This window comes from Bacteroides sedimenti (genome assembly GCF_040365225.1).
Taxonomy (GTDB): Bacteria; Bacteroidota; Bacteroidia; order Bacteroidales; family Bacteroidaceae; genus Bacteroides; species Bacteroides sedimenti.
The window spans coordinates 2,356,947-2,378,322 of sequence record NZ_AP028055.1; the positions used below are offsets into that span (position 1 = coordinate 2,356,947).

The following is a 21,376-nucleotide window of genomic DNA, read 5'->3' on the forward strand; positions in this document are numbered from 1 at the left end:
ACGTTGATTATAAGATTATTCAATTTTAAAGTCAACCTTAAAAGCTGAGTAATTAAAATTATTAATAATGAGGAGGCTGGGTTCTAAATTCAATAGAACTTAGCCTCTTCTGCTTTACTCTGACTATCTTTTTCTAGTCATAATCGAGATCTTGTCTTAATACTTTAATAAAGCGTTAATCCAACTTTTTATATCCGGGATTATTCTTATCGATAAAGATATTTAGAATCTAAAATCATATTCCGATATTTCTTTTTGCAGAAAAATAAAAGTATTGCAAACTATCTGACTAGAATATTTAATGGGAGAATTCACATATTGATTATCAACAAAATAACCATCATCCAGTTACCGGAAATAATGGAAGCAATATTTCTAAATTCCATTTAAGAAGACTTTTTTCACAATTTTTAGTCTTTTTCCTTTGAATTCTCTTTTTTTTTATTGATTTTTTGTGTAATACGCTACATAAAATCTCTTATTATGAGAAATGTACTGTTCATTATTTCCCTCATATTAAGTACTCTCAGCTTTTCACAAACATATAAATCTATAGGTGTGGAAGATGGGTTAAGCAACAGACGTGTATACAACATCCATAAAGATAAAAAAGGATATATGTGGTTTCTCACGCAAGAAGGCATAGATCGTTACGATGGAACACGTTTTAAACATTATGAATTAAAAATAAACAGTAAAAAGATAAATTCCTTTTCAGATATAAATTTCCTTCTTATAGATAAAAACAAGGAACTTTGGGAAATAGACAAAAGCGGAAACATTTTCAGATACAACTTAAATACAGATAGCTATCAACTGGAATTTCAACTTAAAATAAAGGAGCCTGTCGTTTACTCATACATTGACCACAATGACAATATATGGTTATGCACTCCTCAAAACCAGTATCTATATAATACCAAATCCAAGAAAAAGGTTCAACTAAGAAATTCTAATAAGCAATCAATCAATTGCATTGTTCAAACGAACAGTAATGTATATTATATAGGAACAAACAATGGCATTTATGAAGCACGACTTCAGAATAGTACTCTTGAAAGAATTCCTCAAAAAGATCTGGATAATATTTCAGGAAAAATTGATGAGATATATTACCATGTAGATAATAGAAAATTGTTCTTCACAATTTTTCAAGAAGGACTTTATGTTTATGATATCCCTCAAAAGCAGCTTAAGCAGATCGGGAACAATTTCAACGATCTCAACATACTGATGAGAAGATACAATAAAAAAGAGATCCTGATTGCAACCAGCGGATTGGGGGTATACAAAATGAACACAGACAGCTATCAGCTATCTCCTTTCATCGTAGCTGATTACGATAAGCTTAATACACTAAATGGAAATGTAATTAACGACATATATGTTGACGATGAACAACGCATCTGGCTGTCAAACTATCCAATAGGCATAACCATTCTGTACAACCGATTCCCTCAGTACACCTGGTACAGGCATGCATTCAACAGCTATAATTCTCTGGCATGCAATCAGGTAAACGGCATAATCGAAGACAGCGATGGTGATTTGTGGTTCGCAACACACAACGGAATTAGCCTTTACTATACCAAAAGAAACAAATGGGCTCAATTTTTCACAGAGACTGCTTCCAACTCATCAAGTAAAAAAAGCAATGCGTTTCTATCAATTTGTGAAATAACTCCAGGAGTTGTCTGGGCAAGTGGATACAAATCCGGGATCAACCAAATAAACAAACGAAACGGAAAAACAGAATATTTTAGTCCATCTGATTATACAAAACTACATTTGTCACCGGATAAATACTTGCTTTCAATAACTAAAGATAAAAGCGGAAAGATATGGATGGGGGGATCTTACAACCTAATGAGACTGAACCCACAGAAGAATGACATTAGAGTCTATTCAGGAATCAGTGGGATAAAAATAATCCTTGAAAAAAACTCAGAAGAGATGTGGATTGGTTGTACCAACGGACTTTACTTGTTAAATATAAAGAGTGGAAAAATAAAAAAAATAACAATGCCTCAGGGAGCTGTTCATATCTACTCACTATACTTGGAGAAAGGGTTCTTATATATAGGAACTTGTGGTCAAGGTCTGATGGTTTATAATGAAAAACTAAACAACTTTATTATTTACAACAAGAACAATAGTGCACTGATATCTAATAACATATATACAATTCTAACCGACCGGAAAGGAACTTTATTTTTGGGAACTGAAAATGGAATTTCACGATTTGACATCTTCAGGAAAAAGTTTCAGAACTGGACTAAAGAGGAAGGACTGGCAGCAAATCATTTCAATTCATCTTCAGGAACTTATTTGAAAGACGGAAATTTCATATTAGGCAGTACAGAAGGTGCAGTAAAATTTAGCGAAAAAACAAACCTTCCATATACTTATTCTTCAAAATTAGTATTCAACGATTTCCAACTGTTCTACAAAACTGTTTCGGCAGAAGATCCGGAATCTCCACTAAAACAGAACATAGATGAAGCAAAAGAGATAGAGCTCAATTATAATCAGAATATCTTTGCAATTCAGTTGGCCTCCATAAACTACGACTATCCATCCAAGATATTATATTCCTGGAAGTTAGAAGGTTTTTACAACGAATGGAGTAAACCAAGTCATGATAATATCATTCGTTATACGAACCTTAACCCTGGGAAATACAAACTTCGGGTCAGATCTATTTCAGAAGAAACGCTGAAAGTACTTGAAGAAAGAAATATTGATATCGTGATTAGTCCTCCCTTCTGGGGAACTATCTGGGCAATCCTGCTTTACATCGTTGTATTAGCATTGATTATCTGGGATTTTTTACGCCATTACAATATGAACAAAGATAAAAAAGTTTCAAACGACAAAATTAATTTTTTCATCAATACAGCCCATGATATTCGAACTCCTCTTTCATTGATCAAAGCACCATTAGACGAATTAAGCGAAAATGAGAAGCTATCGCAGGAAGGAAAGCAAAATCTGGAAACAGCAATACGTAACACAAACTCTTTATTAAGGTTAATCACAAATTTGATAGATTTTGAAAGAGCTGAAACTTATTCAAACAGTTTACACGTAGGTGAATATGAGCTATTTACTTTTATAGATGAAATACTGAAAGCATTTCAAACTTATACAACATCAAGAAGTATAAGTCTGACTTACGATAGCAATTTCCGCTTTTTGAATGTTTGGTTTGATAAGGATAAAATGGAATCTATTCTCAAGAATCTCTTATCGAATGCTATTAAGTACACTCCTGATGGCGGGACTGTGAAAGTTACAGCATTCAGTTATATTGATTATTGGGGTTTTGAAGTGACCGATAGTGGAATAGGAATCCCAGAAAATGAACAGAAAAGACTATTCAAACTCTATGTTAGGGGAAGCAATGCTATTAATTCAAAAATTACCGGAAGTGGCATTGGGCTTTTGCTGGTTCGTAAGCTTGTTAAATTACATAGTGGTTCTATTAGTTTGAAAAGTAAGCCAGATTTTGGTTCTTCATTCAGAATTACATTTCCACAGGGTAATAAACATTTTAAAACCACCGAGCTGAAATGGATTCACAAAAAAGAAGCAGAGAAAGTGGAATACTTGTTTGAAAACTTTAAGACCAAAGCTGCCGAAATCCTACCTCCTTCAATACACTCCAATCTGAATGAAGATGCCCCCCGCATCTTGATCGTGGAGGATAATGATGATATGCGGACTTATCTGCAGCGTACTTTGTATGAGACGTATTATGTTCTATTGGCAAGCGACGGACAGGAAGGATGGGAAATTGTGCAAAACATAAAGCCTGATCTGGTTATATCAGATATTATGATGTCTAATATAAATGGAGATGAATTATGTACAATGATTAAAAGTAATATTGATACCTCACATATTCCTGTAATTCTCCTGACTGCCCTGAATGATAAGAGCAATATTATTAAAGGTCTTAAAACTGGAGCTGACGACTATATAACTAAGCCATTTGATATATCAATATTAAAAGCTACTATAAATACAATCCTCACTAATAGATCTGTTCTGAAAAATCGTTTTGCCCAATTAGACATTAAAAACAATGATGAATACATAGATAGTGCGTCAGAGCTAGATCGTGAATTCATGCATAAAGTAAAAGATATTATTGAAAAAAACCTGCAAGATTCAAACTTTACAGTAGATATATTATGCAGCGCTCTCAATATGAGTCGATCTAGTTTTTATAATAAAATAAAAGCACTTACCGACCAGGCTCCAGCTGATTTCATTCGTGTTATACGTTTAAATCGTGCTGCTGAGTTATTAAAAAGTAAGAGATATAATATTACTGAAGTTGCAGATAAAACAGGATTTAATGATGCTAAATATTTTAGAGAAGTATTCAAGAAGCACTATAATATAAGCCCCAGCAAATATATGAATGAGAAATAAAAAGAAGATTCCTTCTCAGGGTGATTAAATTATTATAAAAACTGCTTGGTATAATAACATCATTTAAAGGATAAAAAAATGCTAAAAATATGCATCTGACTTATGCACATTTTCAGCATTTTTAGAAAAGCATAAAATAAATCGATTATAACTTTATTTTCTTACTTTCCATTTTAGATTCGTTTTGAAGTCTGTCCAAAGCAGTTACTACATACCGGTATTTTACTTTACCTAAATCGTAAGGAAGTTTATAAAAACAATCTCGTGTTATAGTTACTATCTTGGAAGGATCTTCAAGATTTATTTTTTCTTTATTTTCAAATCTGTAAACGCAATATATCGCAGCTTTATCCATCTCTTCAGTAGCTTTTGGTTCTCTCCAAGTTAAAAGATATCCTTCTGCTGTCCATTTGGCTTTCAGTTTACGAACAGATTTTGGCGCTTTATCATCTATAAAACTAAATTTAGGTTGAAGAGCCGGATAAGATTGATAGTTCTTCTTCAGGACAGTTAAAAAATTACCTGGATCACCTAACAATGCTTTTCCACTCCAAAAGCAGTTACCGGACACATTAGGAGTTGTACGTGACAGCTGCATTTTTCTTGGTATCTGACTGATATTGGGATTATTCAAATCTGCAAACTTTACTGTACGTTCCACATCCTGCCCTATAAAGAATGGTCGGTCATACGAATATGCAGCCCACCAATTAACCAAAGTCTCATGATCTGCAGCTTTATTTCCTATTTCCCAATATATCTGAGGAATATTATAATCTACCCATCCGTTTCGAATCCATAAAAGTACATCAGCGTACAATTGGTCATAATTTTGAAGGCCATTTGTTTCACTGCCGATACCATCAGGAGTGTTCTTTTTATTACGATAAATTCCAAACGGGGAGACTCCAAACTTCACCCAAGGCTTTGTTTCACGAATAGTTTCATGCAATTCACGAATCAATGAATTTACATTACTACGACGCCAATTATCCTTCTGTCCTACAAAGCCATCAGGTACTCCATATTTCTGAAAAGCTTCTTCATCGGGAAATTCCTTGCCTGCAATGGGATATGGATAAAAATAGTCATCCATATGAATAGCATCTACATCGTATCGAGAAACAATATCTTTAATCACTTTATTTATAAACTCACGACTTTGAGGCATGCCCGGATTAAAATAGCGTTGATTTCCATATTCTACAAACCACTCTGGATGTTGATAATAAATATGAGTAGGAGCCAATTTACTTTTGATATTCAGTTGTACTCTATACGGATTAACCCACGCATGGAATTCCATACATCTTTTATGACATTCTTCGATTACAAATGCCATCGGGTCCCAACCACCTTCTGGAGCTACTCCTTGGGTTCCTGTAAGAAAACGACTCCAAGGTTCCAACTTTGAAGAATAGAATGCATCTGCCTCAGGACGTACCTGAAATAAAATAGCATTTATACCAGCTTCATGAAATTCATTGAGCTGACTAATCAGATAGGTTTTAAACTCTTGCGGTGATTTCCCGGTATAATCCCCATTAAGGGTATGTATCCAAACTCCCCGAAATTCGCGTTTTGGGATAGTATGGGCAGTTGAAAAAAGAGAATAGCCAACCATCAAAAGGGTTGCTAAAAGAGCCTTGATTTTCATTTCTGTAGTTTTGCAATGTTAATATTCACAAAGATATATATTTATTTTAAAATACCAAGTTGGTCACATTCTTAATAAATTGTATATATCTATATTCAAATGAGTTGTTCTTTTGTACTCTACCTTTTTTTGTTTAATTTTGCAAGTTATTTGAAAATCAGCCTATGTCTCAAGAAAAATATATTTCTATTAAAGGAGCCCGCGTAAATAACCTGAAAAATATTGACGTAGAAATTCCACGGAACAAACTAGTTGTTATTACCGGCCTCTCCGGGTCAGGGAAATCTTCCTTAGCCTTTGACACTCTATATGCCGAGGGTCAGCGTCGTTATGTAGAAAGTCTTAGCAGTTATGCAAGGCAATTTTTAGGAAGAATGACAAAACCGGAATGCGATTTCATTAAGGGAATCCCTCCTGCAATTGCAATTGAGCAGAAAGTAAACAGTCGCAATCCTCGTTCTACAGTTGGTACTTCGACAGAAATATACGAATATCTTCGATTACTCTATGCAAGGATTGGTAAAACCTATTCTCCAGTATCAGGAATTCTTGTTAAGAAACATGAGACAGAGGACATAGTCAACTGCATGCTTTCATACCCGGAAGGCACCCGATACGCCATTCTTACTCCCATTCTTTTAAGGGATGGAAGAGATTTAAAAGAACAGCTCAGCATTGATCTGAAACAAGGGTTTAATCGTGTAGAAGTAAACGGAGAGACAATGCGTATTGAAGAACTGCTTGCAAAAGAGGATTTGCAATATGAATCTGAAATACTTTTGCTTATTGACCGGATGGTGTGTGACAGTTCAAAAGACAGCATAAGCCGACTGACAGATTCTGCCGAAACAGCTTATTATGAAGGTGACGGAAACTGCTTGGTACGTTTTTATCTGGAAGATGGTCCCATTATGCATACTTTCAGTAAGAAATTTGAAGCAGATGGAATTGTTTTCGACGAACCAACTGACCACATGTTCAGCTTCAATTCTCCGATTGGCGCTTGTCCCAAATGTGAAGGTTTTGGGAAGGTGATTGGTATTGACGAGAGCTTGGTGGTTCCCAATCGTTCACTTAGTATATATGATGGAGCAGTTGTTTGCTGGCGTGGAGAGAAAATGGGAGAGTGGAAAGATGAATTTATCCGCTCTGCCTCTGAATATAATTTTCCTATTTTCACTCCTTATTATGACCTAACCGAAAAGCAAAAAGAGCTCCTATGGAAAGGGAACAAAGAAGTAAAAGGGATCAACGATTTTTTTCGAATGCTGGAAGAAAATCAATATAAAATCCAATACCGAGTAATGCTGGCTCGTTATCGTGGAAAAACGACATGTCCAGAATGTAATGGAACAAGATTAAAGAAAGAAGCCGGATATGTGAAGATAGGACAACATTCTATTTCTGAACTTGTGGATTTACCAATTCATGAATTAAAAAAATTCTTCGACAATCTGTCACTCGATAAGCACGAAGTTGCCATAGCCAAACGAATTCTTACAGAAATCAACAATCGTATAAACTTCCTCATGGATGTAGGTCTGGGTTATCTAACTCTCAATCGGTTAAGCAATTCTCTCTCAGGAGGAGAGAGCCAACGCATCAATCTGGCAACATCACTGGGTAGCAGCCTAGTAGGCTCACTCTATATTCTAGACGAACCAAGCATCGGCCTACACTCTCGTGATACTGATCGGTTAATTAAAGTGCTTCGGCAACTACAAAAATTAGGAAACACAGTTGTAGTTGTAGAACACGATGAAGAGATTATACGTACAGCAGATTATATCATTGATGTTGGTCCTCAAGCTGGCAGATTAGGTGGAGAAATAGTGTACCATGGCGACATGAAGAACCTGAAAAAAGGAAGCAACAGCTATACTGTAAAATATCTACTTGGAGAAGAAATTATTGAACCTCCCAAACATCACCGTCCTTGGAACAACTACATTGAGATTTTGGGAGCACGAGAAAATAATTTAAAAGGGATTAATGTACGATTCCCGCTGAATGTGATGACTGTTGTTACAGGAGTTAGTGGCTCAGGGAAATCAACTTTAGTCAGAGACATATTTTATAGAGCTCTGAAAAGAGAATATAGTGAAACAAGTGAGCGTCCGGGTGAATTCGCTTCTTTAGGTGGAGATGTCGGAATGGTAAAAAACATTGAATTTGTTGATCAAAACCCTATTGGAAAATCTTCTCGTTCAAATCCGGTGACTTACATTAAAGCATATGATGAAATAAGAAAGCTATGGGCAGAACAACCTCTATCAAAATTGATGGGATACGGAGCCTCCTACTTTTCTTTTAATATGGAGGGCGGCAGATGTGAAGAATGTAAAGGGGACGGAACCATTACGGTTGAAATGCAGTTTATGGCTGACTTAGTGTTGGAGTGTGAAAGTTGTCATGGAAAACGTTTCAAGAAAGAAACTTTGGAAGTTAAATTTAAAGACAAGAATATATACGATGTTCTTGAAATGACAGTTGAACAGGCCATTGAATTCTTTGAAGAAAACGGCCAAAAGAAAATTGTAAAAAAGCTTAAACCGCTTAAAGAAGTCGGGTTAGGATATATTAAGTTGGGGCAAACATCTTCTACCCTTTCCGGTGGAGAGAATCAACGGGTTAAATTGGCTTATTTTCTGAGTCAGGAGAAGGCTGAACCCACAATTTTCATTTTTGATGAACCAACAACAGGTCTTCACTTTCATGATATCAAGAAATTGCTGGAAGCATTTGATGCCTTAATTACAAGAGGACATACGGTAGTAATTATTGAACATAACATGGATGTTATTAAATGTGCCGATTACATCATAGACTTAGGACCCGAAGGTGGAAATTTGGGAGGCAATCTGGTGTGTTGTGGTACTCCTGAGGAGGTCTCTAAATGTGCGGCATCTTATACTGGACAATTTTTAAGAGAAAAACTTTCATAAGCAAAACCCCCTAAAATAAAATGGTGAGATAAGTAACAGTAGAATATTATTTATCTCACCATTTATGTTATTATTTAAACAAATCGTGAAGGCTATTACTGGTCAGATCTATCTAGAAGTAAAAGCCAAAGCCTATTTTTACTCCTACCTTGCTGTAATCTTGATCTGTTAAACTCTGATTGTAGTATATTGCTGGTTCAATTGTTACAGTTCGATTTATGAAAAAGGCATACCCTATCTCTGCACCGAGAGTCACATCATTCTTATTCCCGGTGTCTCGAAAATCATATTTATCATATTTAAATTTTGAACCGATATAAATCCCAGTCTGTTCAAAATAATAACGAACTCCGCTCCCTAGTGAGGTACGCTTATCTCCTTCTCCTTTATAATCAGACCCAGCGTTAAGCAGCACAGCGAAATTATCCATTAAAAAGACCCCTCCTTCGGCTTCAAAGCCAAACGAAAACTTATCCTGTCCGCTATATGACATCCCTATTCCGGTAATCGATGGTGTCAGTAGCCATTTATTTTGTTCAAACTGCGCTTTTGCTGTCAAGGAAGAGAGTAAAAAGATAATACCAATAAGAAGTAGTTTCTTCATTTTATTTCTTTTATTTGAGTTCTTTTGTGTTTTTATTATTTCCCATTTCACGCCGGCGTTGTTCAGCCAGTTTTTCTTTTCTGCGTAAAATTAACCACAAAAGGAATACTACTACATAGGATATTCCTACTGTCAGGATTTTCTCGAGGTCACTAATGCTAGTGTTGCGTGGAACCAAATAGATAGCTGTTACCGTAACATACACAAATAGTGCCAAACAAAGCCAGGTTGATTTTTTATGTTTCTTCATTGATCTTGTTCTTTCAAAAGTCAATAATCACAGATAAAATATTTTCATCAAATGCAAAAATTTATTCCAGCATCGAATTCTTCTATCTCCCATTTTAACTTAAAACAAAAATAATTAATATTATTGATTTGCAACATCTTTCATCTGAAAAAGCACTTAGTTCTAACGCTTTTTTACTTTCTTTTATCTACCTTTGCAACATTACGATATAAAAGAATGAAATATAAATATCTGTTTCTGTTGTTGTTCTCGTTCTTTCAGTTAAAATCGGAGGCGCAACCCAAGAATGAAATACGTGCCACATGGCTAACTACTATCTATGGGCTTGACTGGCCCACAGTCAAGGCTACTTCACCTGCCAACATAAATAAACAGAAAGCAGAGTTATGTAACATTCTGGACAACCTGAAAGCAGCCAATTTCAACACTATACTTTTGCAAACCCGTTTACGAGGAGATGTGATTTACCCCTCTTCCATAGAAACTTTTAATGAAACTATGACTGGCAAAAGCGGTTCTTCGCCCGGCTATGACCCACTGGCATTTGCTATTGAAGAGTGTCATAAACGAGGTATGGAATGTCATGCTTGGATGGTAAGCATTCCGCTTGGGAAAGAGAGCCATGTAAAAGAACTTGGCAAAAATTCTGTTATCAGGAAACATCCCCAGATTTGCAAACGATACCAGGGTGAATGGTTTTTGGATCCGGGAAACCCAGCCACTAAGGAATACCTATTTTCGGTCATAAAAGAAGTAGTTACCAGATATGACGTGGATGGCATAAACCTAGATTACATTCGTTATCCAGATCAACCTAAAAATTTTCCTGACAAGGAAACGTACAATAAATATGGCAAGGGCGAAAAACTTGACAACTGGAGACGTGAGAACATCACTTCTATTGTGAGGTACCTATACGATGGAGTAAAACAATTAAAACCATGGGTAAAGATGAGCAGCTCTCCTATCGGAAAATACAAAGATACATCTCGATACCCATCTGGAGGATGGAATGCATACCACACCGTTTATCAAGACGCTCAAGAATGGCTGCGGGAAGGTATTCAGGACATTCTTTTTCCAATGATGTATTTCAACGGAAACAACTTCTATCCGTTCGCTCTTGATTGGCAAGAAAAAAGCAGCGGTCGTTATATAGTTCCGGGACTGGGGATTTATTTTCTGGACCCTGTTGAAAAGAACTGGCCGTTAAGTGAAATTGAGCGACAGATATTCTTCACCCGCAGTCATGGTCTCATGGGACAAGCCTATTATCGTACCAGCTATATACTTAACAATACCAAACATCTCTACAGTGAACTAAGCGGATATCATTACGCCTGTCCGGCTCTTCAACCAGACATGAAATGGATGGACAATACTCCCCCATCATCTCCAGATAAAATAACCTGCAATCATGTAGGTTCGACGACGTTGTTAAGTTGGCAGCCAGCAGTGGACAACGATCCTGTTAATAAACCCACTTATATAGTGTATGCCTCCAACCATTATCCAGTAGATACATCTAACCCAAAAAATCTTCTGGCGCAAGGAATCAGAGAGACTCATTATACAGTAGAAGGAAAACCCGGAAAAATCAGAAACCAATACTTTGCCGTCACAGCCACCGACCGCTTCGGCAACGAGAGTCTGGCTGTCCAGCTTGATGCTCCAAAGGAGACATTTCAAATATCCGAAGACAGTACATTACTAATTTTACCACACTCAGAAGACTTGACAGAAATCACAATTACAGATCTTACAGGAAGATGTGTATTACATTCAGAATACAAGGAACAGGTAGCTATAGGTAATATGCAGTCAGGAGTTTATAAGGTTATTTTCACAGACTTTACAGGAAAGACTCACTTCTCAACAACAATGCTGGCTCGATAGTTGGTTTCCGAACCAATCGGGTTTAATGAGAGATATCCGGAAAGAATACGTCCTTTTTCTATAACTAGTGGTAATTCAACAAGTTTACGCAAATGATCTTCCAACAGCAAAGCGGGAGATTTGAAATATTCAACTTCAAAATGCCCTTCTCTATCAGGCTGAACAAAACGGTCATGGAATAATCGGGAGAAAAGCCCCATATTCATACGGAGATTAATTTCTACGCAAGGATGGATCCTATAAATGGGGCTTTCACTGAAATGGCAGACCATCATATCCACTCCCAAATATCCCTGGTATTTCCCGTCAAATAGTTGCGTAAGTTTCTCTTCAAGTAACTTGCGCAAGATAAGCAAATCACTTTTTGACACATATTTTGCCAAGTGTGCTTCAATATTCTTATCTGAAGCAAGCAAGTTTCCTTTATAAGCACCGCGTACATCCGTTTCAAAAAAAGAATAGCCAACAAAAGATACCCGACCAATCTCATCACAAAAGAACTCCATGGCAAAGTCCTCAACCTTTTCCATGAAAGGTTCACCAATTACACATCGCTGGTATTTGATGATTCTACGGCTCCAACCTTCAATATGAGAAGTATATTCTCCTTTCCCTGGGCGTAATCCCTTTCCGCTTCCGGACCAAGGGGCCTTTAGAAGTACCCGAGGGTAACGCTCTACGAATTCACGAACAGCCTTATCGGTAGTCAAGATTTCGGAACTACCACAAAAAACAGAGGAATCGGTTAATTCTTTAAGCAATTTCGCAGCCAGTGAGCGGTGAGAAAGCTCTCTGATATTTTCCATCCGTTCCTTTCCTGGTAGGTATTCATCAGAAAATCCTAACAGTCGTGCATGCTTGATTAATGTAGCGTTCCATCCCCAAGGGAAAAGTTTCGTGGATGAAAAGGAAGCTATCTCCTCTTCTCTGATTATCTGGAAGGACAAACTAAAAGTATTTTTCAGATTATTCAGCCACACCTCATCCACATTTTCTTTACTCATTATAAATGCACCTGTGGAAGCGTACCATACGGGCAGCAAAGAAAGGTCATCTGCCATCTTTCTGGCCGAAAGAGGCGGCATATAATTTTCATCACCATTGGCTAAAGCTAAATCATTATCAGGGTTGAATAAATATACTTCCTGCATTATCATATTCGATTGAGGCTGCAAAAATAAAAAAAGAGAAAAGACAAAGCCACAATTCATGAGAAAAATAAAAAATATTCTGAGATTAAGAAAAAACAATCGCACAGAATATTTATTCAACTCATACGAATCATATCATTTTATATCCCTTTCAAACCAAAAGATTTCCTGATTAAGCCAGAATCAATATTGTATATTTATAACATTCCCACTATTATTTTTGCATAGAAACTATAAACTAGTTTAAATCAGTGAATATTTTGCAATCTCCACTTTGCAAAGCAGAGAATATTAATTATCTTTGTCCCGAATAAAGAGAAATTTATGGAAGCTTTTTACAGAACACACAGTTACCTGGTAGAACACACCCATGCCGCCGTCCGAAGAGAACTGATGGACGAGATCGATTGGAACGACCGTCTGATTGGCATCAAAGGGACACGTGGAGTTGGTAAAACCACATTTCTGTTGCAATATGCAAAAGAACGCTTCGGAACAGATCGATCATGCCTGTTCATCAACATGAATAACTTTTATTTTTCGGGACACACTATTGTTGATTTTGCTGATGAATTCCAGAAAAACGGAGGTAAAGTGCTGTTGATTGACCAAGTTTTCAAGTATCCCAACTGGAGTCATGAGCTAAGAGTGTGTTACGATCGTTTTCCCGAATTAAAAATTGTATTTACTGGTTCATCAGTGATGCGATTGAAAGAGGAGAATGCCGAACTGTCGGGTATCGTTAAATCATACAATCTTAGAGGATTCTCTTTCAGAGAGTTTCTAAATCTTCAGACAAGTAGCTCTTTCCCCTCATATAAGCTTGAAGATATCCTTGTCAATCATGAACAAATAGCCAGGAGTATTCTTTCAAAAGTACGTCCTAATGATTATTTTCAGGATTATCTGCATCATGGTTTTTATCCTTTTTTTCTTGAAAAAAGAAATTTTTCTGAAAACTTACTTAAAACCATGAACATGATGATAGAGGTAGACATTCTATTAATTAAGCAGATAGAATTAAAATATCTCTCCAAGATAAAGAAACTTTTTTACCAGCTCGCAGGCAATGGTCCTTCCGCACCTAACGTAAGTCAATTAGCGACGGATATAGAGACCTCTCGAGCTACAGTAATGAACTATATTAAATATCTGGCAGATGCAAGATTAATCAACATGGTCTACCCAAAAGGAGAAGCATTTCCAAAAAAACCATCCAGAATTATGATGCATAACACCAATCTAATGTATTCTATCTATTCGGTAAAAGTGGAAGAACAGGATGTAGTAGAAACTTTCTTCCTTAATGCACTCTACAAAGATCATATCCTGAATAAAGGAGAGAAAGGAACCTCATTCTTAGTGGATGAAAAAATTCCGTTTAAAATATGTGCCGAAGGGTTTAAGGCAAAAAATAATCCCAATATTACTTATGCGATTCATCGGGCAGACATAGGACGCGATAATCAAATTCCTTTATGGCTGTTCGGTTTTCTTTATTAACTAAAATTTTTTATTTAATATATTAACAATTATGACTAAACAGAAGAAATTCATCACTTGTGATGGTAATCAAGCTGCTGCACATATCTCGTATATGTTCTCAGAAGTAGCTGCGATTTATCCTATCACCCCATCTTCGACTATGGCAGAATACGTAGACGAATGGGCTGCCGCCGGACGTAAAAATCTTTTCGGCGAAACAGTTTTAGTACAGGAAATGCAATCTGAAGCAGGTGCAGCAGGTGCATTACACGGTTCTCTTCAGGCAGGAGCACTGACCACAACTTACACAGCTTCTCAGGGATTGTTGTTAATGATTCCTAACATGTATAAAATAGCAGGTGAATTACTTCCTTGCGTTTTCCACGTATCAGCACGTGCTCTGGCTTCTCACGCTCTTTCTATCTTCGGTGACCATCAGGATGTGATGGCTTGTCGCCAGACAGGTTTTGCAATGTTGGCAGAAGGTTCTGTACAAGAAGTTATGGACCTTTCGGCAGTTGCTCACCTGGCTACTATCAAGAGCCGCGTTCCTTTCGTAAACTTCTTCGATGGTTTCCGTACATCACACGAAATCCAGAAGATTGAAATGTTGGAAAATGAAGATCTTGCTCATCTCCTTGATCAAGAAGCTCTGGCCGAATTCCGCAGCCGTTCATTGAATCCTGAAAATCCGGTTGCACGTGGTATGGCTGAAAATCCAGACGTATATTTCCAACACAGAGAATCTTGCAATAAATTCTATGATGCAGTTCCTGCTATCGTAGAAGAATACATGAAAGAACTTTCAGATATCACTGGTCGTAAATATAGTCTGTTCGACTACTATGGCGCAGAAGATGCTGACCGTGTAATTATAGCAATGGGTTCTGTAACAGAAGCTGCCCGCGAAGCAATTGACTACCTGACTGCTCAGGGAGAGAAAGTTGGTTTGGTTGCTGTACACTTGTATCGTCCATTCTCTGCTAAACATTTCTTGGCAGCTGTTCCTAAGACTGCAAAACGCATTGCTGTATTAGACAGAACAAAAGAACCAGGTGCTGTAGGCGAGCCATTATACTTAGACGTAAAAGACTGCTTCTACGGACAGGCTGATGCGCCGGTTATCGTAGGCGGACGTTATGGCCTGTCTTCAAAAGACACCACTCCTACTCAGATCCTTTCTGTATACGAAAATCTTTCTTTAGCTATGCCTAAGAACCAATTCACAATTGGTATCGTTGACGATGTTACTTTCACTTCTCTTCCTAAGAAAGAAGAAATCGCTTTAGGCGGTGAAGGCATGTACGAAGCTAAATTCTACGGTTTGGGTGCAGATGGTACTGTTGGTGCCAACAAGAACTCTGTTAAGATTATTGGTGACAATACCAACAAACACTGTCAGGCATACTTCTCTTACGACTCTAAGAAGTCAGGAGGTTTCACCTGTTCACACCTTCGTTTCGGTGACTCTCCAATCCGTTCTACTTATTTGGTAAATACGCCAAACTTCGTTGCTTGCCACGTTCAGGCTTATCTTCGTATGTACGATGTAACTCGTGGTCTGCGCGAAAATGGAACTTTCCTTCTGAACACCATCTGGAATGAAGAAGAATTGGCAAAACACCTTCCAAACAACGTAAAACGTTATTTTGCACAAAAAAATATCTCAGTATTCTATATCAATGCAACTCAGATTGCACAGGAAATTGGTTTGGGCAACAGAACAAACACTATCCTTCAATCTGCATTCTTCCGCATCACAGAGGTTATTCCTGTTGATCTGGCTGTAGAACAGATGAAGAAGTTCATCGTGAAATCTTACGGCAAGAAGGGTCAGGACATTGTTGACAAAAACAATGCTGCTGTTGATCGTGGTGGTGAATATAAGAAACTGACTGTTGACCCTGCATGGGCGACTTTAGCCGACGAAGAAGCTGCAACAAGTAATGCTCCTGCATTTGTAGAAAATGTAGTTAAGGTTATCAACGCTCAGAATGGTGACGACCTTCCTGTTTCTACTTTCGTTGGTATTGAAGACGGCACATGGCAACAAGGTACTGCAACTTTCGAAAAACGTGGTGTTGCTGCTTTCGTTCCAGTATGGGAATCTGCAAACTGTATTCAGTGTAACAAGTGTGCTTATGTTTGTCCTCACGCTTCTATTCGTCCATTCGTTCTTGATGAAGCAGAACAAGCTGCAGCTCCTTTCACAGATATGCTGAAAGCTACCGGAAAACAATTTGATGGCATGAAATTCCGTATTCAGGTTGACGTACTCGACTGTCTTGGTTGCGGTAACTGTGCTGATGTTTGTCCGGGTAACAAGCAAGGTAAAGCTCTTAAAATGGCTCCTCTTGAAAGTCAACTTCCGCAAGCAGCTAACTGGGATTATGTAGCTAGCAAGGTTAAGAGCAAACAACACTTGGTTAATGTAAATGCCAACGTGAAGAACTCACAATTTGCTACTCCATTGTTCGAATTCTCTGGCGCTTGTTCAGGTTGCGGTGAAACTCCTTACGTAAAATTGCTTACTCAGTTGTTCGGCGACCGTCAGATGATTGCTAATGCGACCGGATGTTCTTCTATTTACTCAGGTTCAGTTCCATCAACTCCTTATACAACTAACGAAGAAGGACACGGACCGGCATGGGCAAACTCTTTGTTTGAAGACTTTGCTGAATTCGGCATGGGTATGTCTCTGGCTGTTGAGAAAATGCGTGATCGTCTTGTTGACTTAATGACTAAAGCACAAACTTGCGATTGCTGTTCAGCAGAACTGAAAGGTTTGTTCAACGAATGGATTGCTGATAGAGAGAATACAGAACGTTCAATCGAACTGGAAGCCAAAATTACTCCGCTGGTTAAAGCTTGCGATTGCGATATCTGCAAAGAAGTTGCTTCACTCAGCAAGTTCTTAATCAAAAAGTCTCAATGGATTATCGGCGGTGACGGTGCGTCTTATGATATCGGCTTCGGTGGTTTGGATCACGTACTTGCATCTGGAAAGAATGTAAATATCTTGGTTCTTGATACTGAAGTTTACTCTAACACTGGTGGTCAGTCATCTAAAGCAACTCCGGTTGGAGCCATTGCTAAGTTTGCTGCCTCTGGTAAGAGAGTACGCAAGAAAGACCTTGGTCTGATCGCTTCTACATACGGATATGTATATTGCGCACAAATCGCTATGGGTGCTGACCAGGCTCAGACATTGAAAGCCATCCGTGAGGCAGAAGCTTATGACGGACCTTCAATTATTATTGCTTACTCACCATGTATCAACCACGGTTTGAAAGCCGGTATGGGTAAAGCACAAGCTGAGCAGGCTGCTGCTGTAGAATGCGGTTACTGGCACTTGTGGAGATACAATCCTGCATTGGAAGCTGAGGGACAAAATCCATTCACATTGGATTCTAAAGCTCCAAACTGGGATAACTTCCAGAACTTCCTGAAAGGTGAAGTTCGTTATGCTTCATTAGCAAAACAATATCCTGCTGAAGCTGAAGAGTTGTTCCAGGCTGCTCAGGAAAACGCTAAATGGAGATATAACAACTACAAGCGTTTGGCTAAGCAACAATGGGGTGTTGAACAAGAAGACTAATTCAATTTAGTTCTATAAAAGAAAGGCTGCTTCAGAATTCTGAAGCAGCCTTTCTTTTTCATTTAGAATGTGATGTTTTTTAATTCATCGTTTTTCCAGCTCGAATATAGATAAAACCTAACCTATATTGATTTCTGAAATATAATGATCATTATCAGTAAATACTATAATAGCGTTTTGATTATTATCAAATAAAATACTTTGAGATTGGATATAACAACTATTGGTGATTGGCTAATCAGCAGTGGGGTGTTGGTTGAATATCATCTATCACAGAGTTGATCACTTTCCCCGCGCAAGCATAGCCTTCATTATAGAGATCTGTAAGTTTCATCACATCAGTCTCCACCCTATCCACCACCATTGGTTTCTCAGGTCGAATAACTATAATCTTTCCTTCATCTTCCATACGCTCCACCATTTCCAACTGTTGGTTATAAACAAAGCAGCGGCGGCTCAGTGCTTCTCTTATTTTGGGATATTTGCGGTAAATAAAAGATGGAACCTTGTGGTCTTTAGTCTCTTTACGAAATCCTTTGTTGCGGGTCAATACCACTATATTCTTCTGGAATCCTTCTTCCATGGCATGAAGCAGAGGTATAGAATCAACAATTCCTCCGTCGAGCATCGGGATTCCATCCACAAAGGTAACAGGACATACAATAGGTAGGCTGCTTGATGCTTTACATATATCCAACAGACGCTGTTTTTCCTCTTTTTCTTCCAGATAGTTAGCCTCACCGGTTTCGCAGTTCGTAGTAACCATCACAAATCGTTCGGAAGAGGAAAAATAAGTTTTATAATCGTAAGGTAGTATTTTCTCGGGGAACTCTCCGAAAAGCAGATCAGCATCCAGCAGATTCTTTTTCTTTAAAAGATGCTTCACACCAATATAATGATATTTCTCCAACAAATCGATATTGCTGAACTTGGCACGTCCACGTTGACGCGAGATATACGACAATCCATTGCAAGCTCCAGCTGAAACAGCAATTGTATAAGGAAACCGGATATCATGATCCATAAAATAATCAAGTACGCCACTGGTAAAAACCCCACGCATACCTCCTCCTTCGAGAACTAATCCAGTATTACAATCTATCGTCATATTTATTTTTTCTCTTTTTTAAAGTTATCCTTTCTGATGTTGCTTCGGACTCATTACTAACAATGATGGCAGAGCTTCAAAAGCGTCTCTGTCTTCGGCTATTTTTTCACAAACCGAATGGCTGAGAATGAGCAAACCATCTTTCTGATTAAATGTAATCTCAGAAGTATCATTAATCGGATGTGGAATTACACATTCCGGGTATTGTTCAAGAATGGTATTTACTCGCTTGGTAAATTTTTCGTCTCCGGCAAACATGAAAAGATGAACCTTCTTAATATGATTCATCAGTAATGATTCCAGGTAATGAAGCATGAACAGATCCATATTCCCACCAAGAACCAGAGCTACCTCACCATGACCGAAGTTTCGGTTTACAAAAACCGCCACTTCACAACTGGCTTGACTAATCACATCATTAATTTTATTACGAAATAATCCTAGCAAAGGTAAAACCGGGGCACCACCTTCAATCATATAGTTACTACCGGCTCCAAGTAAAAGCAAATCCGGTTTCTCTGATTGCGCAAGATGTATCATCTCTTGCACCAACTTATCGGTTACTTTATAACGACAATCCACTTTCAGGGACTTTTTCTTAGCTTCAGTGTTTATCAGATTAAAACTGTCTTCCTCATATTGCTCTGCATGCAAAGGGTTTAAATCGGTTCCCAAAGTATAATGAGCTGCAATAACCTCTTTCTGCTTCAATCTTGGTCCGAAAAGAAGTTCATAAATCACAAGCAAATCGCGTCCTGATTCCATTCGGCCAAAACATAATATCAGCTTCTTTGTCAGACTGATCACAGGCTTACGGATTTCAAATATCTTTTCAATTAATGATAGTACCGGAGTGGTCATAAATGTCGTAACCAACGCCATAATAACCAAAATCACAAAAATTGATGGCGGAAGAACTCCCATTTCGTACCCTATATTCAGAGCAACTAGTTCCATCAATCCACGGGTATTCATCAGTGAGCCTACAATAAGACTGTTTTTCCAGGACTCACCTACCAGTCTAGAGGCTATAGCACAACCACCAAACTTCCCGATGATAGCCACTGCAATCAACATTGCACAGACTCCTAGTAGCTGAGGACTGTTAATCAAGCCAATTTCTGTACGCAATCCGGTGAAAACGAAGAAGAGGGGAAGGAAAAAAACTAGGGATATATCCTCAACCTTTTCCATCATTACTTTCCGGAAACCGAAGTTTGGAGGCATCACAACACCAGCCATAAAGGCTCCGAACAGAGCATGAATACCTATCAGTTCTGTTGTTGCCGCTGAAATTACCAGAATAAGAAATATAAATCCTACAAATGTTTTGTTTATAACCTCTTTATTGGCATATAAATCGCCGATTTTTTTCAAGAACGGACGAATCACAGTAAACATTACCACTATATACAAAAGAGTAAGCCCCACAGCATAAAGCGCACTACCAAATGTCCCCGCTTTGGCAATAGCTATGACAACCGCCAGCAAACACCAAGCCGTTACATCGTCATTTGCGGCGGAGGCAATTGCAAGAACCCCAATAGGAGTCTTGGTCATGTTTCTTTCTTGTATAATACGAGCTAGCACCGGAAAGGCGGTGATACTCATTGAAATTCCTATAAAAAGAGAGAAAGCAAGGAATGATGTATGTTGCGAAGCGTATTCTTCGTAAACCCAGAACGATGAGAGTACCCCCAGAAAAAAGGGTACTAATATTCCCGCATGGCTTATTACAAGTGTTTCATTTATTTTATTCTTCAATATGCTGAAGTCAAGTTCCATACCTATTACAAACATAAAAAGAATCAGACCTATCTGACTGGCCATCTGAAGATTGGTCATGGACTCGGGACGAAACAAAAATCCGAAAAACTCCGGGAAAAGGTAACCCATGACTGATGGACCAAGAATAATTCCAGCTACGATTTCGCCAATAACACCAGGCTGACCGATATATTTGAAGAGGAAAGAAAAAAGGCGTACAGTAAATAGAACCACAATTATCTGGAGCAACAGAATCATGAAAGGGCTATTAAAATTCTCAATCAGAATGCGTCGAAACATCTCATAATGATCTTCAAACTGTCCTGACGTTATTTTTGTCATGTCCAGATGGCTGAATCGGTTGCCTTCTTCTAACGCGACATAAATCATACCAGAAAAAAGCACCAGCATGATTACATAAATAATATAATTTTTTTTGATTCTGCTCATGTCTCTTTAATAATTCTGAAATTAA

The 21,376-nt window shown here is 37.9% G+C and carries 11 protein-coding genes; 5 read left to right on the top strand and 6 right to left on the bottom strand.

The genetic code is table 11. The features are described from left to right. Positions 1-483 precede the first annotated feature (483 nt). The gene (locus tag ABWU87_RS09280) at positions 484-4,440 is read left to right on the top strand and encodes a hybrid sensor histidine kinase/response regulator transcription factor (RefSeq protein ID WP_353330125.1); all 3,957 of its coding nucleotides are present in this window, start codon (positions 484-486) and stop codon (positions 4,438-4,440) included. Positions 4,441-4,585: 145 nt separating this feature from the next. On the opposite strand, the gene ABWU87_RS09285 is transcribed toward ABWU87_RS09280, so the two are convergent. Beyond that, on the bottom strand, positions 4,586-6,097 hold the full coding sequence (locus ABWU87_RS09285; RefSeq protein ID WP_353330127.1) for a glycoside hydrolase family 10 protein: 1,512 nt from the start codon (positions 6,095-6,097) through the stop codon (positions 4,586-4,588). 164 nt (positions 6,098-6,261) lie between these two features. Here ABWU87_RS09285 and uvrA point away from each other — a divergent pair, with 164 nt between their 5' ends. Next, on the top strand, positions 6,262-9,042 hold the full coding sequence (uvrA, locus tag ABWU87_RS09290) for an excinuclease ABC subunit UvrA (RefSeq protein WP_353330129.1): 2,781 nt from the start codon (positions 6,262-6,264) through the stop codon (positions 9,040-9,042). Between the two features lie 112 nt (positions 9,043-9,154). Here uvrA and ABWU87_RS09295 read toward each other — a convergent pair whose 3' ends face one another. Continuing rightward, positions 9,155-9,646: a hypothetical protein gene (locus tag ABWU87_RS09295; RefSeq protein ID WP_353330131.1), complete on the bottom strand. Its 492-nt coding sequence runs from the start codon at positions 9,644-9,646 to the stop codon at positions 9,155-9,157. Positions 9,647-9,656: 10 nt separating this feature from the next. Continuing rightward, positions 9,657-9,896, bottom strand: a complete 240-nt coding sequence (locus ABWU87_RS09300) for a hypothetical protein (RefSeq protein WP_353330133.1) — start codon at positions 9,894-9,896, stop codon at positions 9,657-9,659. 216 nt (positions 9,897-10,112) lie between these two features. Between ABWU87_RS09300 and ABWU87_RS09305 the strand changes: the two genes are divergently transcribed. Next, the gene (locus ABWU87_RS09305; RefSeq protein ID WP_353330135.1) at positions 10,113-11,792 is read left to right on the top strand and encodes a glycoside hydrolase family 10 protein; all 1,680 of its coding nucleotides are present in this window, start codon (positions 10,113-10,115) and stop codon (positions 11,790-11,792) included. Here ABWU87_RS09305 and ABWU87_RS09310 read toward each other — a convergent pair. Then, entirely contained in the window at positions 11,762-12,943 is a 1,182-nt protein-coding gene (locus ABWU87_RS09310; protein ID WP_353330137.1) for a hypothetical protein, read from the bottom strand. The two genes, ABWU87_RS09305 and ABWU87_RS09310, sit on opposite strands and share 31 nt — an antisense overlap. Before the next feature lie 324 nt (positions 12,944-13,267). Here ABWU87_RS09310 and ABWU87_RS09315 point away from each other — a divergent pair, with 324 nt between their 5' ends. Further along, positions 13,268-14,446, top strand: a complete 1,179-nt coding sequence (locus ABWU87_RS09315) for an ATP-binding protein (RefSeq protein WP_353330139.1) — start codon at positions 13,268-13,270, stop codon at positions 14,444-14,446. Positions 14,447-14,477: 31 nt separating this feature from the next. Further along, positions 14,478-18,026 (top strand): pyruvate:ferredoxin (flavodoxin) oxidoreductase, encoded by a 3,549-nt coding sequence (gene nifJ / locus ABWU87_RS09320; RefSeq protein ID WP_353330141.1) that lies wholly within the window; start codon positions 14,478-14,480, stop codon positions 18,024-18,026. Positions 18,027-18,264: 238 nt separating this feature from the next. Here the strand turns inward: nifJ and ABWU87_RS09325 are convergent, their stop codons facing one another. Next, on the bottom strand, positions 18,265-19,134 hold the full coding sequence (locus tag ABWU87_RS09325) for a patatin-like phospholipase family protein (RefSeq protein WP_353330143.1): 870 nt from the start codon (positions 19,132-19,134) through the stop codon (positions 18,265-18,267). Positions 19,135-19,158: 24 nt separating this feature from the next. Beyond that, positions 19,159-21,351: a cation:proton antiporter gene (locus ABWU87_RS09330; RefSeq protein ID WP_353330145.1), complete on the bottom strand. Its 2,193-nt coding sequence runs from the start codon at positions 21,349-21,351 to the stop codon at positions 19,159-19,161. Between the last annotated feature and the right edge of the window lie 25 nt (positions 21,352-21,376).